This is a genomic window from Brevundimonas aurantiaca, from assembly GCF_014199955.1.
GTDB classification, from domain to species: domain Bacteria; phylum Pseudomonadota; class Alphaproteobacteria; order Caulobacterales; family Caulobacteraceae; genus Brevundimonas; species Brevundimonas aurantiaca.
The window spans coordinates 232,609-245,683 of sequence record NZ_JACHOQ010000002.1; the positions used below are offsets into that span (position 1 = coordinate 232,609).

General features: G+C 68.0%; 12 protein-coding genes and 1 tRNA gene. 5 read left to right on the forward strand and 8 right to left on the reverse strand.

Translation table 11 applies throughout. The features are described 5' to 3' along the window. Positions 1-35 precede the first annotated feature (35 nt). Both GGQ93_RS05175 and GGQ93_RS05180 read left to right on the forward strand, forming a co-directional pair. Positions 36-227 (forward strand): hypothetical protein, encoded by a 192-nt coding sequence (locus tag GGQ93_RS05175; protein WP_054765761.1) that lies wholly within the window; start codon positions 36-38, stop codon positions 225-227. A gap of 157 nt (positions 228-384) precedes the next feature. Continuing rightward, entirely contained in the window at positions 385-1,602 is a 1,218-nt protein-coding gene (locus GGQ93_RS05180) for an LL-diaminopimelate aminotransferase (RefSeq protein WP_183215551.1), read from the forward strand. Between the two features lie 83 nt (positions 1,603-1,685). Here the strand turns inward: GGQ93_RS05180 and GGQ93_RS05185 are convergent, their stop codons facing one another. The 5 genes from GGQ93_RS05185 to GGQ93_RS05205 form a co-directional block, all read right to left on the reverse strand. Continuing rightward, complete coding sequence (locus GGQ93_RS05185) at positions 1,686-1,898, reverse strand: hypothetical protein (protein WP_054765759.1); 213 nt, start codon at positions 1,896-1,898, stop codon at positions 1,686-1,688. A 55-nt stretch (positions 1,899-1,953) separates the two neighbouring features. Continuing rightward, positions 1,954-2,028: transfer RNA gene (locus GGQ93_RS05190), tRNA-Val, on the reverse strand. Positions 2,029-2,084: 56 nt separating this feature from the next. Next, the gene (locus GGQ93_RS05195) at positions 2,085-3,374 is read right to left on the reverse strand and encodes a dicarboxylate/amino acid:cation symporter (protein WP_183215553.1); all 1,290 of its coding nucleotides are present in this window, start codon (positions 3,372-3,374) and stop codon (positions 2,085-2,087) included. Between the two features lie 114 nt (positions 3,375-3,488). Further along, on the reverse strand, positions 3,489-4,202 hold the full coding sequence (locus GGQ93_RS05200; RefSeq protein WP_183215555.1) for an HAD-IA family hydrolase: 714 nt from the start codon (positions 4,200-4,202) through the stop codon (positions 3,489-3,491). 15 nt (positions 4,203-4,217) lie between these two features. Continuing rightward, the gene (locus GGQ93_RS05205) at positions 4,218-5,630 is read right to left on the reverse strand and encodes an FAD-binding oxidoreductase (RefSeq protein ID WP_183215557.1); all 1,413 of its coding nucleotides are present in this window, start codon (positions 5,628-5,630) and stop codon (positions 4,218-4,220) included. A gap of 85 nt (positions 5,631-5,715) precedes the next feature. Between GGQ93_RS05205 and GGQ93_RS05210 the strand changes: the two genes are divergently transcribed. Continuing rightward, positions 5,716-7,452: a patatin-like phospholipase family protein gene (locus GGQ93_RS05210; RefSeq protein WP_183215559.1), complete on the forward strand. Its 1,737-nt coding sequence runs from the start codon at positions 5,716-5,718 to the stop codon at positions 7,450-7,452. A gap of 2 nt (positions 7,453-7,454) precedes the next feature. On the opposite strand, the gene GGQ93_RS05215 is transcribed toward GGQ93_RS05210, so the two are convergent. Both GGQ93_RS05215 and GGQ93_RS05220 read right to left on the reverse strand, forming a co-directional pair. Continuing rightward, on the reverse strand, positions 7,455-9,260 hold the full coding sequence (locus GGQ93_RS05215; protein ID WP_183216083.1) for an aminopeptidase P family protein: 1,806 nt from the start codon (positions 9,258-9,260) through the stop codon (positions 7,455-7,457). 18 nt (positions 9,261-9,278) lie between these two features. Continuing rightward, positions 9,279-10,145: a 50S ribosomal protein L11 methyltransferase gene (locus tag GGQ93_RS05220; protein ID WP_054765755.1), complete on the reverse strand. Its 867-nt coding sequence runs from the start codon at positions 10,143-10,145 to the stop codon at positions 9,279-9,281. Positions 10,146-10,332: 187 nt separating this feature from the next. On the opposite strand from GGQ93_RS05220, the gene GGQ93_RS05225 reads away from it, so the two are divergent. Further along, positions 10,333-10,842 (forward strand): hypothetical protein, encoded by a 510-nt coding sequence (locus GGQ93_RS05225; RefSeq protein ID WP_183215561.1) that lies wholly within the window; start codon positions 10,333-10,335, stop codon positions 10,840-10,842. 62 nt (positions 10,843-10,904) lie between these two features. Here the strand turns inward: GGQ93_RS05225 and GGQ93_RS05230 are convergent, their stop codons facing one another. Continuing rightward, on the reverse strand, positions 10,905-11,801 hold the full coding sequence (locus GGQ93_RS05230) for a LysR family transcriptional regulator (RefSeq protein WP_183215563.1): 897 nt from the start codon (positions 11,799-11,801) through the stop codon (positions 10,905-10,907). A 103-nt stretch (positions 11,802-11,904) separates the two neighbouring features. Between GGQ93_RS05230 and GGQ93_RS05235 the strand changes: the two genes are divergently transcribed. After that, the gene (locus GGQ93_RS05235) at positions 11,905-13,074 is read left to right on the forward strand and encodes an MFS transporter (protein ID WP_182713593.1); all 1,170 of its coding nucleotides are present in this window, start codon (positions 11,905-11,907) and stop codon (positions 13,072-13,074) included. Position 13,075: the final 1 nt, after the last annotated feature.

A 13,075-nucleotide genomic window follows, 5' to 3' on the forward strand; every position in this document is an offset into this window, starting at 1 on the left:
GTCGGAGGGGGCGAACCGTGAGCCGGAGATGCGCCATGACGTCTTACGACCTGACCCTGGACGAGATGCTGTCAGATCCCATCGTGCGTCGGCTGATGGAGCGCGACGGGGTCGCCGAGGCCGAGGTGCGCGGCCTGTCCGACTATGTGCGGCGGCGGCGAGGCCCGCAGAACCGCTCACCGACGCCCGCGCGTATCGGCGAGGAGCCGCGCGTCTTCATCGGCTAGGCCGGCTCGCAAGCTTCTTGCGTAGGAGCGGCGCGAGAGAGGCCGCGTCACAAGTTTTTGGCGGATAAAGCCCGTCAGCCTTCATCTTTCTGTTTCATGAAGCGCGCATCGGTGGCATCGCTTGCGCCCCCCTTTCATCTTCCACCCACAAAGACCGATGTCCGAAGAATTCTATCGCATGAAGCGCCTGCCTCCGTATGTGATCGCGGAGACCAACGCCATGCGAGCCGCCGCCCGTCAGGCCGGTGAGGACGTCATCGACCTCGGCATGGGCAATCCGGACCTGCCGCCGCCGCCGCACGTCATCGACAAACTATGCGAAGTGGCGCGAAAGCCGGACGCCCACGGCTATTCGGCCTCCAAGGGCATACCCGGCCTGCGCCGGGCCCAGGCCAACTACTATGGCCGTCGTTTCGGCGTCGATCTGGACCCCGAGACCGAGGTCATCGTCACCATGGGCTCCAAGGAGGGGCTGGCCAGTCTGGCGACGGCCATCACCGAGCCGGGGGACGTGGTCCTGGCGCCCAACCCCTCCTATCCGATCCACACCTTCGGCTTCATCATCGCCGGCGCCGCCATCCGCAGCGTGCCGACCACGCCGGATGAACGCTATTTCGAGAGTCTGGAACGGGCCATGGCCTATACGGTGCCGCGCCCCAAGGTTCTGGTGATGAACTATCCGTCGAACCCGACGGCCGAGACCGTCGACCTGGCCTTCTATGAGCGGGTCGTCGCCTTCGCCAAGGCCAATGACCTCTGGATCATCAGCGACCTGGCCTATTCCGAACTCTATTACGACGGCAAGCCGACCGTCTCGATCCTGCAGGTGCCGGGCGCCAAGGACGTGGCGATCGAGTTCACCTCCCTGTCAAAGACCTACAGCATGGCCGGCTGGCGCATCGGCTTCGCCGTCGGCAATCGCAAGCTGATCGCCGCCATGGCGCGGGTGAAGTCCTATCTCGACTACGGCGCCTATACGCCGATCCAGGCGGCCGCTGTCGCGGCCCTGAACGGTCCGCAGGACATCGTGGATCAGAACCGCGCCCTGTATCATCGCCGCCGTGACGTCCTGATCGACAGTTTCGCGCGGGCGGGGTGGGACATCCCCAAGCCCGCCGCTTCCATGTTCGCCTGGGCGCCCGTGCCCCCCGCCCTCGCCCACCTGGGAAGTCTGGAGTTCTCCAAGCAACTGTTGACCCACGCCAAGGTCGCGGTGGCGGCGGGCGTCGGCTACGGCGAGAACGGCGAGGGCTTCGTGCGGATCGCCCTGGTCGAGAACGAGCATCGGATCCGTCAGGCCGCGCGCAACATCAAGACCTATCTGAAGTCGATGGGCGTCAATGTGCCGCCGGGACGCGACGTGCCGGACGTCTGAGGATCAGGCTCTCGCTTTAATCTGGAGCCTGATTCACGGTTTCGGCGGAATCGCGAAGCGATTCCACTTCAACCGATCAGGCTCTAAGGCCGGCTTCTGACTTCCCAGTCCAGGGTCCAGCGGTTCGGCCCGGCGCGCTTCAGCTCCGTCACGGCCGCCGGAACCTGCCGGTCCAGACCGTCCAGCAGCGCCACCCCCTGGCCGATCGAGGCGATGGTGGCGTTTGTCTGCCAGAAGGGCCCGCCCAAACCTCTGAGCGAGAAGCGGATATGAACCGTGTCGTTGATCTGCGGCATCGACACTCTCGTCGCGTTCGCAAGCTGGGCTGCAAGGCGTCTATGAGGGAAAAGATGGTGGATGCGACAGGGATTGAACCTGTGACCCCCTCGGTGTGAACGAGGTGCTCTCCCGCTGAGCTACGCATCCATGCCTTGCGGAGGCGGCGACATAGCCCGGTCGCTCGCGCGGCGCAAGCGTCCGTTTCAGATTCCGGCCGCCTGAACGGCTTCGGGCGTCTCCGCCTCCGGATCGCCGGGCAGCCAGGCCACGTGGCCGTCATAGATATCGACGTTCAGAATGCCTTCCTCCCTGGCCACCAAGACCGGGACCAACATCTGACCGGTCACGTTCGTCGCCGTCCGCATCATGTCGATGACCCGGTCGATGGCGACGATATAGCCGATGCCTTCCAGCGGCAGGCCGGCGGTGGACAGGGTCAGGGTCAGCATGACGATCGAGGTTCCCGGAACCCCCGCCGTCCCCAGCGAGCCCAAGACCGCAGTCAGGCCGATCAGTATGTATTGGGTCAGGGTCAGGTCGATCTGAAAATACTGGGCGATGAAGATCGAGGCGATGGCGGGATAGATGGCGCCGCACCCGTCCATCTTCACATTGGCGCCCAGAGGCACGGCGAAGGCGGCGTAGGCCTGGGGCACGCCCAGCCGCTCGACCGTCTGGCGCAGGGTGATCGGCAGGGTTCCCAGCGACGACGAGGTGGCGAAGGCCGTCTGCTGGGCCGCGAAGGCGCCGCGGAAGAAGCTGACGACCTTCAGGCCATGGAGCTTCAGCAGCCCCGAATAGACGACCAGTATGTGGAACAGGCAGGCGGCGTAGATGGCGCCGATAAACTTCAGCAGGGGCAGAAGCGCCTCCCAGCCATAGCCGCCGACGACCGAGCCGATCAGGCCGAAGACGCCGATGGGGGTCAGCTGGATCACCCAGCGGGTGATGCGGAATATGACGGACGCCCCCTCGTCCACCAGTCGCCGCACGCCCTGGGCCCGATCGCCCAGCGCGACCAGAGCCATGCCGACCAGGGCGGAGAAGAAGATGATCTGCAACACCTTGCCTTCGGCCAAGGCGGCGAAGGGATTGGTGGGGACGACGCCGATCAGCACCTCCAGCGGCGTCGGAATGACCCTTTCCTTGACCTCGCCCAGCGGCAGGTTCGACAGGCCCACGCCCGGATTGATCAGATGGCCGAAGGCGAAACCGACCAGCACGGCCAGCAGCGACGTGATCGCGATCCAGACGAGGGTGCGCACGCCCAGGCGGACGGCCCCCGCCCCTTCTCCCAACTTGGCGATCGAGCTGGCGATGGTGAACAGCACCAGGGGCGCCACCACCATGCGGATCAGGTTCAGATAGACGTCGCCGATCGGCTGCAGCCAGGTCTCGGCGCGTTCACGCAGAATCAGGCCGGCGATCACCCCCAGGGCGAGGCCCGCGAAGGTGCGCTGCCAAAGCGGAATCTGGAAGAAGCGGGAGATCATGAAGGGCGCTTTCGGCTGGGATGGGCCAATCTGTCCATCGGCCCGCCGTTCCGCAACCGTCGTCGTGCCCGAACATGGCCAGTTTTCCTGCGTGCAGGCTTAAGCGCAGCTCTTTCAGGCCTTCAGGGCCCGCCTTACGTAAAACTCGGCCAGAATGCCGTCGATCGCCTCTTCCACGTCTTCGAAGGCGTCGATCAGGACGTCTCCGCCCAGGGTGTCCACCGGCACGGGCGTGTAGCCGAAGGTGGTCAGGACACAGGGCATGTCGGCGTCGCGGGCCGCCTCGGCGTCGGGCGCGGCGTCGCCGACCATGATCGCGCGGGCCGGGTCACCGCCCGCCATCGCCACAGCCTCTTTCAGATGCGCGCCAGAGGGTTTGCGCGCGCTGACCCGATCGGGGCCGGCGACGGCCAGGAAATGGCGGCGAAGATCAAGCCGGTCCAGCAACAGTTCAGACAGGTCCGACCGCTTGTTGGTGGCGACCGCCAAGACTGCGCCGCGTTCGGCCAGGCGTTCCAAGGTCTCGACGACACCCTCGAACGCCCGCGAGCCGTCGGCGATATGGGCGGTGTAATCGACCAGGAACCGCTCAAAGAGCGCATCGGACCGGGCCCGTTCCACATCGGCGCCGGCCGCCTCGAACCCATGCGCCAACAGGGCGCGCGCGCCCGAGCCGATCAAGGTCCTCGCCGCTTCGGGTCGCGCAGGGGGCAATCCCTCCTCGACCAGCAGACGGTTCAGGGTTCCAACCAGATCCGGAGCGGAATCGACCAGGGTGCCGTCCAGATCGAAGAGGACGGTCCAGCCGTCCAGGTCACGCAGGCTCATCGTCGCCCTGTCCGTCTAGAAGAGAACTGAGGGGTTCATGATCCGCTGCGGATCGATGGCGCGTCGGATGGCGGCCATGGTCTCGATCTCCAGCGGCGACTTGTAGCGTTTGACCTCTTCGGTCTTCAGCCGACCCAGGCCGTGTTCGGCCGAGATTGAGCCGTCGTAACGCCCGACGACGTCGTGAACGACCTGCGAGCCCTCTTTCCAGCGGCCGATGAAGGCCGCCACATCCTCGCCGACGCCGGGCAGGATGTCGTAGTGCAGATTGCCGTCGCCGACGTGGCCGAACACCGAGACACGGGCGCCGGGATGGAAGCGCTCGACGGCCGCTGTGGCCTCGTCGATGAATTCGGCGATGCGGCTGATCGGGACGGAGACATCGTGTTTCCACCCGCCGCCCTCGGGCTTCAGGGCCGCTGAATGCTCTTCACGCAGCCGCCAGAAGGCGGCGCGTTGCGCATCGTTCTGCGCTATGGCGGCGTCGGTGATCAGCCCCTCCTCAAAGGCGACTTCCAGCAGCCGCTCCATCTGGGCCTCGGCGCCCCCCGCCGTCCCGGACGCGATCTCGATCAACACATACCAATTCGGCGTCGTGTCCAGCGGTTCGCGGGTGTCGGGGATGTTCTTGAGCACCAGCTCCATGCCCAGACGTTTCATCAACTCAAAGGCCTCGACCCCGCCGCCGGTCTCCGCCTTGGCGCGGGCGAGCAGTTCGATGGACGCCGCAGCCGTTTCCAGGGCGACCACGGCGACCGCGCGCGACCGCATGATCGGAAACAGCTTCAGGGTGGCCGCAGTGACGACGCCCAGGGTGCCCTCCGCGCCGATCAGCAACTGCTTGAGATCATAGCCGGTATTGTCCTTTCGCAGCCGCTTCAGACCGTGAAAGACCTCGCCGTTCGGCAGGACCGCCTCCAGGCCCAGGACCAGGTCCCGCATCATGCCGTAGCGCAGCACCTGGGTGCCGCCGGCGTTGGTGGAGATCACCCCCCCGATCGTCGCCGAGCCTTCGGCCGCCAGGCTGAGCGGAAAGGCCCGTCCGGCCGCCGCCGCCGCCTGCTGGGCCTCCAGCAGGGTCAGACCCGCCTCCACCGTCATGGCGTCGTCCAAGGGGGTCACGTCGCGCACGGCCCGTATCTTCTTGAGGGACAACAACACCTCGCCGAACGGGATCTGTCCCCCGACCAGGCCCGTGCCCCCGCCCTGGGGGGTGACGGCCACGCCTGACTGGGCGCAGATGGCGATCGCCTTGGCGGTTTCCTCGGTCGAGCGCGGCGTCAGCAGAATAGGCGTATGACCCGTCCAGCGGTTTCGCCACTCCGTCAGGGACGGGGCGATGACCTCTGGATCCTGGGTCCAGCCGCCAGGGCCGAGGGCGGCCTTCAGCGCGTCGAGGACAGCGGTCGAGGGAATGGCGTGGGGCATTCGCCCCTTTTGTCAGGCGTCGCGATCGGTTGAAAGGCGTTTTCGCGCCATTTCACCTCCTCCCTTATCTGCCGTACAAGACGCCATGGCTCCGCTTCGTCCCGACACCCTGGCCGTCGCCCTGGCGCGCATCTTCGAAGGACCGATGATCGATCGCGCCAGTTGGTTCGCCCTGACCGGGGGCGAGCGGCTGTTTGCGGCGGGCGATCCGTCCGACACCCTCTATCTGGTCCGCTCAGGCCGGCTGGGGGTGTTTCACGTCGAGACGGATCAGCCGCCCCAGCTGGTCGGCGTCATCCGGCCCGGAGAGCCGGTCGGCGAAATGGCCATGGTGGCCGGCACCCCGCACACCGCGGACGTGGTCGCCCTGCGCGACACCGAAATCCTGGCCCTGCCGCGCGAAGCCTTCTTCGACGCCGCTCGATCCGAGCCGGATCTGCTGGTCGAACTGTCGCGTCTGATGATCCATCGCGCCCGCGAGCGGGCCGTGGGCGCCGCCGAGCCCAGCGTCTTCGGCTTCGTCTCGGCCCGCCCGCGTCCGATCCGCGCCTTCGTCGAACGGATCGCGGCGGGCGTCCAGGCCATGGGCTTCACCTGCAAGGTGATCGATCAGTCGGCTCTCAGCTCGGCCGCCGACTGGTTCAGCCGGGTCGAGGACGACCACGACTATGTCCTCTATGTCGCCGAACTGGACCAGAAGGCCTGGGCCGAGCTGTGCGCCCGCCAGGTCGATCGCCTGTTCATCGTCGGCAGCGGGCTTCTGGCCCCGCCGTCGGACCTGCCCCGGCGTATGGGCTTCGGCGACGGCCGGCGTCTGACCGATCTGATCCTGCTGCGCGATCCACGCATGAACCGGCCGGCCAACACTCGCGTCTGGCTCAATGTGCTCCAGCCGGACCGCTGGTTCCATTGCGTCGAGGGAGTCGAGACCGATTCAGACCGCATGGCCCGCGTCATCACGGGCACGGCGGTCGGCCTGGTCCTGTCGGGCGGCGGGGCGCGGGCCTATTGCCACATGGGGGCGATCAAGGCCCTGGAGGAGGCCCGGGTCCCCATCGACTTCGTCGGGGGCGCCTCCATGGGGGCGGTGGTGGCGGCCGGACCGGCCATGGGCTGGTCGTTCGAGCGGCTGGACTTCGAGATCCGTCGCGCCTTCGTCGAATCCGACCCCTTGTCCGACCTGGCCTTTCCCATCATCGCCATGTCGCGCGCCCGCAAGGTGGCCCGGCTGCTGGAGCGGGCCTATGGCGACACCGATCTGGCCGATCTCTGCCTGCCCTTCTTCTGCGTCTCCTCCAACCTGACGTCCGGCCGGATCGAGGTTCATCGCGCGGGCCTGATGCGCCGGGCCATGCGCGCCTCGATCGCCATTCCCGGCGTCCTTCCGCCCGTGGTCATGGACGGCCAGGTTCTGGTGGACGGGGCGGTGCTGAAGAACTTCCCCACCAGCGTGATGCGCCAGCTGAACAACGGCCCCATCATCGGCGTGGACATGTCCCAGACCCGCGGCGTCGATCCGGCCGCCCTGGAGAATCCCCCCTCCTGGTGGAAATGGGTGCTGTCGGGCGCCTGGAAGGCCGGCCCGCCCATCGTCTCCATCCTGATGCGCTCGGCCACCATCACCACCGACGCCGAGATGGAGCAGTCGCGCGCCGCCGCCGACGTCCTGATCCTGCCGCGAACCGGCGGGACCGACATCCGCGACTGGAAGGCCTATGAGGAGCCGGTCGCCTCAGGCTACGCGGCGACCCGGGCGGCCCTGGCGGACCTGCCCGTTCCCGTCACCCACCTGCGGCGGCGATCCCGCGCCTTCGACCTGTAAGTTCAGAGCGGGGCGCAGGCCTGTTCCAGCCAGGCCCGCACCTCGCCCTCGACCAGGGGGCCGACCTTGGCCAGGGTCTCGGCGTGATAGGCGTCGACATAGGCCCGCTCGTCCGGGGTCAGCAGATCGACGTCGATCAGCTTGCGGTCGATCGGGGCGAAGGTCAGCTGTTCGAACCCGTGCATCGGCCGCTCTCCGCCCTCGGGAACCACGGCCGGCGTCACCACCTGCAGGGTCTCGATGCGGACGCCCCAATGGCCCTCGCGGTAATAGCCGGGCTCGTTGGACAGGATCATCCCCTCCAGCAGCGGCTGGCTGGTGCCCCATTTGGCGATCCGCTGCGGCCCCTCGTGGACGCCCAGATAGGAGCCGACGCCGTGGCCGGTCCCATGGTCGTAATCCAGCCCCGCCGCCCACATCGGCGCCCGCGCTATGGCGTCCAGCGCCATGCCGCTGGTCCCCGCCGGGAAGCGGATCGTCGCCATGGCGATATGGGCCTTCAGCACCAGGGTGAACTTGTGACGCTGGTCCGCCGTCGGCTCGCCCACCGCCATGGTGCGGGTCACGTCGGTCGTCCCGTCCAAATACTGGCCCCCGCCGTCCACCAGCAGCAGGGAGCCCTTCTCGATCTTGCGGATCGTGGCCCCGACCGGCTTGTAATGCGGCAGGGCGCCGTTCGGCCCGGCTCCGGCGATGGTGTCGAAACTCAGGTCCTTCAGGGCGCCCGTCGCCTCGCGGAACCGCTCCAGGGTCTCCACCACCTCGCGCTCGTCCGGCAGGGTCTGCTGGGCGACCGTGTCGACCCAGTGCAGGAAGTTGGCCAGGGCGGCGCCGTCGCGAATATGGGCGCGTCGGCTGCCCTCGATCTCGACCGCGTTCTTGGCGGCGCGCGGAACGGCGCAGGGGTCCATGGCCCGCACCACCGTCGCCCCGGCCTGCTCCAGCCGGTCGAAATACCAGGCGGACGACAGGGCGGGATCAATCATCACCTTCTTGCCGGCCAGACTATCCAGCGCCTCCCCCAACCGCTCGGGCGCCTCCAGCCGCACGTCGTCGCCCAGCCAGCCGGGCAGTTCATTGGTCACCTTGGCCGGATCGAGGAACAGGCGCGCCTTGCCGTCGGCCTCCAGCACGGCCTGGCCGATCGGCAGGGGCGAGCGGATCACGTCGCCGCCGCGCACATTGAACAGCCAGGCGATCGACATGGGCGCGGTCAGAACCACGGCCTCGGCGCCGGCGTCCGCCACGGCCCGACCGATCCGCGCCCGCTTCGCCGCATGGGGCTCGCCGGAATAGACGTCTTCGTGCGGGACGACCGGAGCGGTCGGCTGGGCCGGACGATCCGCCCCCCAGGCCAGGTCCAGCGGATTGGCCTCGACCGGCCTCAGCTCCGCCCCCGCCTTCTGGGCCGCCGCCTTCAGCGGGACCAGGGCGTCGGGGCTGTGCAGACGCGGATCATAGCCGATCACCTGGCCGGGCTTGGCCGTCTCCAGATAGGCGGCGACGTCGTTCAGGTCGCGCCGTTCGAACAGGGACGGATCGGTCTGGACCTTGACCTGCACCGTATAGCGGCCGTCGGTGAACATGCTGGCCCGGTCCTGGAACACCACGGCCGCCCCGGCCGAGCCGTTGAAGCCGGTGGCCCAGGCCAGCCGCTCGTTGGCGTCGGGCAGATATTCGTTCTGGTGTTCGTCCTCGTGCGGGATCAGGAAGCCGTCCAGCCCCTGCTTGGCCATCTCGGCGCGCAACAGCGGCAGGTGTTTGGCCCCGAAGGACGGATCGGTGGTCTCGTCGAAGGTCTGGCGCATCATCTCGTCTCTCGTTCCTCAGCCCATTCGCCGCAGCACCAGGGCGCTCCAGGCGTCGTGATGGATGCGCTTCTCCAGACGGAATCCCCGCGACGTATAGGCCGCCGTCACCCGACGTTCCTGGGTCCGCAGCAGGCCCGACAGTATGGCGACCCCGCCCAGGCTCAGCGCCGTCTTGATGTCCTGCGACAGGGCCACCAGCGGCGGGGCCAGGATGTTGGCGAAGACCAGATCATAGGGTCCGTGCTTTCTCACCCGCTGGTCGTTCAGGCCCGAGGCGTGGACGAAGCTGGCGTGGGCCTGGTTCAGGGCGGCGTTCTCATTAGCGATCCGCACCGAGGGGGCGTCGATGTCGGTGCCGATGGCGATTCGGCTGCCGGTGCGGGCCGCCGCGATCGCCAGGACGCCGGTGCCGCAGCCGACGTCCAGCACCCGCTCGAACCGCTCGCGCTTCAGCAGGTCGTCGAAGGCTTCCAGACAGCCGACCGTCGTGCCGTGGTGGCCGGTGCCGAAGGCGGCCCCGGCGTCGATCTTCAGATTGACGGCGTTCGGCGGAACCCGTCCCTCGTCATGGGCCCCATAGACGAAGAAGCGGCCGGCCCGCACCGGCGGCAGGCCCGACAGCGACATGGCCAGCCAGTCGGCGTCGGCCAGCTTCTCGACCGTGACGGTCACGGCATAGTCGGCCAGGGTCGCCTTCAGACCCTCGACCTCGTCCTCGGTCGTCGGGAAGGCGTCGATACGCCAGAGATTGCGATCCTCGTCCTCCTCCAGGATGGAATAGGTCGCCCCCTCCAGCATGGGATCGGCGTCGATGGCGGCGGCGGCGGCCTCGGCGCTGTCGCGCGAACCGCGCGCGATTATCTGAACTGCGGACTCGGACATTTCTCAAACACCGCTAAGATGGCGAATCGTTGCGATCCGGCGCTTCGTCTTCCCGACGCCGCCGGGCTTTTTATCTAACCGAGGGGTCGGGGAATACATGGCCAAGTCACCGTCTACGTCTAAACCTGCGTCGCCGAAACCGGCGACCGCCGCTTCCAAGCCTAAAGCCGCGCCGAAGTCGAGCGCTGTGAAGGCCGTCGCCGAGAAAACCGCCGCGCCCAAGGCGACCAAGCCCGCCGCTGCGAAGCCTGCGGCCAAGACGGCCGCCCCCAAGCCCGCCGCCAAGCCCGCCGCCAAGGCTCCGGCTGCGAAGCCGGCCGCCAAGGCCGCCGCTGCGAAGACCGCTGCGCCCAAGGCCGCACCGAAGGCGGCCGCCAAACCCAAGGCCGCTCCGGCCGCCAAGGCTGCGCCGGTGAAGGCCGCTGCGCCCAAGGCGTCCAAGCCCGCTGCAGCCAAGCCCGCCGCCAAGACCACAGCCGCGAAGCCGGCCGCCAAGGCCGCTGCGCCCAAGCCTGCCGCCCCGGCCGTCGTCGCTGCGCCGACGCCCGCTGCGGTCGTTGCGCCGGCCGCCGCCGCTCCGGCGCCGAAGCCGGTCGAAACGCCCAAGCCCGCCGCTCCGACCCCGGCCGCCGCGCCGAAGACGGATGAAAAGAGCTTCTTCGCCAAACTGGGCGATCTGATCTTCGGCAAGCGCTGAGTTCAAATCGCAGTCGAGACTGAAGCTCGCCGGACGGGTCCGCTCGTCCGGCGATTTCCGGTTCAGCGCAGCCGTTCCGCCAGAAAGTCCACGAAGACCCTTACCCGAGCCGGCATATTGGCGCCGCCCACAAAGACGGCGTGGATCGGCTCGCGATCACCAGGATTAAAGGCTTCCAGCAGCGGGACAAGCCGCCCCGTTTCGATGGCGTCCGCGACGCTGAAATTGCCCACTCGCGTCACCCCGACGCCGGCCAGCGCCAGCTGCGTCAGCGTCTCGCCATTGTTGGCCTCGATCGGTCCCCTCACCGTCAGAGCGTAATCCCGGCCGTCGCGCCGGAAGGGCCAGACCGGCTCGGCCCGACGGAAATTGAAGTTCAGACAGTCGTGATCGTGCAGATCCTCCGGGACCTGCGGCGCGCCCCGTCGCGCCAGATACTCCGGCGAGGCGACAATGGTCCGCCCCGTCTCGCCCAGTCGGCGCGCCGTCAGCGGACTGTCGGCCAGCGGTCCGAACCGGATGGCGACATCGGCCTGGCCCGCCGCCACATCGACCACGACATCGGTCAGGTTGAAGTCGATTAGTATATGCGGATACAGGCGGGCGAACTCGCCCAGCAGGGGCACGACACGCTGGCGACCGTGGGCCAGGGACGCGCTGACCCTGACCCGTCCGCGCGGCGCCCCTTGGTCGGAGATGACCCGCTCGGCATCGTCCAGATCGGCCAGGATCCGACGCGCCGCCGCCAGATAGGTCTGGCCCTCCGCCGTCAGCGTCAGCACCCGCGTGGTCCGCAGCATCAGCCGCACGCCCAGCCGCGCCTCGATCCGGTCGATGGTCCGGCTGACCGCTGACGGCGTCAAATCCAGCATACGGCCTGCGGCCGAAAAACTGCCGCTCTGCGCCACCGCAGCAAACACTTCCATCTCTCTCGCGCGGTCCACGCCGGTTGTCTGCATCTGTGCGTCCAGATCAAAAATCTTTGGCCTGAAGCCTGCCTAACGCTCGCGCGGATCGCCGTCCATCTGTGCGCCTGGACAAGGACATCGCCGAAGGACAACCATGAAACTCAATCCTCCCCTGCTCGCCCTCGCCGCCGGCGCCTTCGGTATCGGCGTGACCGAGTTCGCCCCGATGGGCCTCCTCCCCGTCATCGCCACCGATCTCGGCGTCTCCATTCCCACGGCCGGCCTGCTGATCAGCGCCTATGCCCTGGGCGTCATGCTGGGCGCGCCGCTGATGACCCTGACCACAGGCCGCATGCCGCGCCGAGCCCTGCTGATCGGTCTCGCCGCCATCTTCACCGTCGGCAATCTGCTGTCGGCGATCTCGACCGACTATTCGATGCTGCTGGTCGCCCGAGTGATCACCTCGCTGAACCACGGCGCCTTCTTCGGCGTCGGCTCGATCGTGGCCGCCGGCCTGGTCCCGCCGAACCGTCAGGCGGGCGCCGTCGCCGCCATGTTCATGGGCCTGACCATCGCCAATGTCGTCGGCGTGCCCCTGGCGACCTGGGCCGGCGACGCCCTGGGCTGGCGCGCCAGCTTCTGGGGCATCGCCGCCATCGGCGTGGGGGTCATGGCCGCCCTGCGCCTGACCCTGCCCCAACTCTCCGCTCCGACCGGCGGAAACATCGCCGCCGAGCTGCGCGTCCTCAGTCGCGGCTCCGTGCTGGCGGCACTGGCCCTGACGGTGATCGGCTCCAGCGCCATGTTCACCGTCTTCACCTATATCGCCCCGATCCTGCGCGAGCAGACCCACGCCTCGCTCGGCTTCGTCACCGCCATGCTGGTGACCTATGGGCTGGGCCTGACGCTCGGCAACTGGCTGGGCGGCAAGTTCGCGGACAAGTCCGTGGACCGGACCTTGATCGTGACCCTGGCCTCCCTGTCCGCCATCCTGGTCGCCTTCGCTGTCGCCATGCCGTTCGCGGTCCCGACCTCCATCCTGGTCTTCCTGTGGGGGATCGCCAGCTTCGCCCTGGTGCCGCCGCTCCAGGTGCGGGTCATGGGCGCCGCCGGCGATGCGCCCAACCTGGCCTCGGCGATGAACATCGGCGCCTTCAATTTGGGCAACGCCATCGGCGCGGCTGTGGGCGGAGCGGTCATCGCAGGAGGCCTCGGTTATCCAGCCGTGTCCTTGGCCGGAGCCGTCGCTTCCGGACTGGGCCTGTTGCTGGTCCTTTTCCTAAGCCGCAAGCGGACAGCGGTGGCGGCCCCCGCCACCTGCTGAC

Coding starts and splice junctions, on each gene's coding strand:
- GGQ93_RS05175 (WP_054765761.1), top strand. CDS start 36: ATGACGTCTTACGACCTGACCCTGGACGAGATGCTGTCAGATCCCATC.
- GGQ93_RS05180 (WP_183215551.1), top strand. CDS start 385: ATGTCCGAAGAATTCTATCGCATGAAGCGCCTGCCTCCGTATGTGATC.
- GGQ93_RS05185 (WP_054765759.1), bottom strand. CDS start 1,898: ATGCCGCAGATCAACGACACGGTTCATATCCGCTTCTCGCTCAGAGGT.
- GGQ93_RS05195 (WP_183215553.1), bottom strand. CDS start 3,374: ATGATCTCCCGCTTCTTCCAGATTCCGCTTTGGCAGCGCACCTTCGCG.
- GGQ93_RS05200 (WP_183215555.1), bottom strand. CDS start 4,202: ATGAGCCTGCGTGACCTGGACGGCTGGACCGTCCTCTTCGATCTGGAC.
- GGQ93_RS05205 (WP_183215557.1), bottom strand. CDS start 5,630: ATGCCCCACGCCATTCCCTCGACCGCTGTCCTCGACGCGCTGAAGGCC.
- GGQ93_RS05210 (WP_183215559.1), top strand. CDS start 5,716: ATGGCTCCGCTTCGTCCCGACACCCTGGCCGTCGCCCTGGCGCGCATC.
- GGQ93_RS05215 (WP_183216083.1), bottom strand. CDS start 9,260: ATGCGCCAGACCTTCGACGAGACCACCGATCCGTCCTTCGGGGCCAAA.
- GGQ93_RS05220 (WP_054765755.1), bottom strand. CDS start 10,145: ATGTCCGAGTCCGCAGTTCAGATAATCGCGCGCGGTTCGCGCGACAGC.
- GGQ93_RS05230 (WP_183215563.1), bottom strand. CDS start 11,801: ATGCAGACAACCGGCGTGGACCGCGCGAGAGAGATGGAAGTGTTTGCT.
- GGQ93_RS05235 (WP_182713593.1), top strand. CDS start 11,905: ATGAAACTCAATCCTCCCCTGCTCGCCCTCGCCGCCGGCGCCTTCGGT.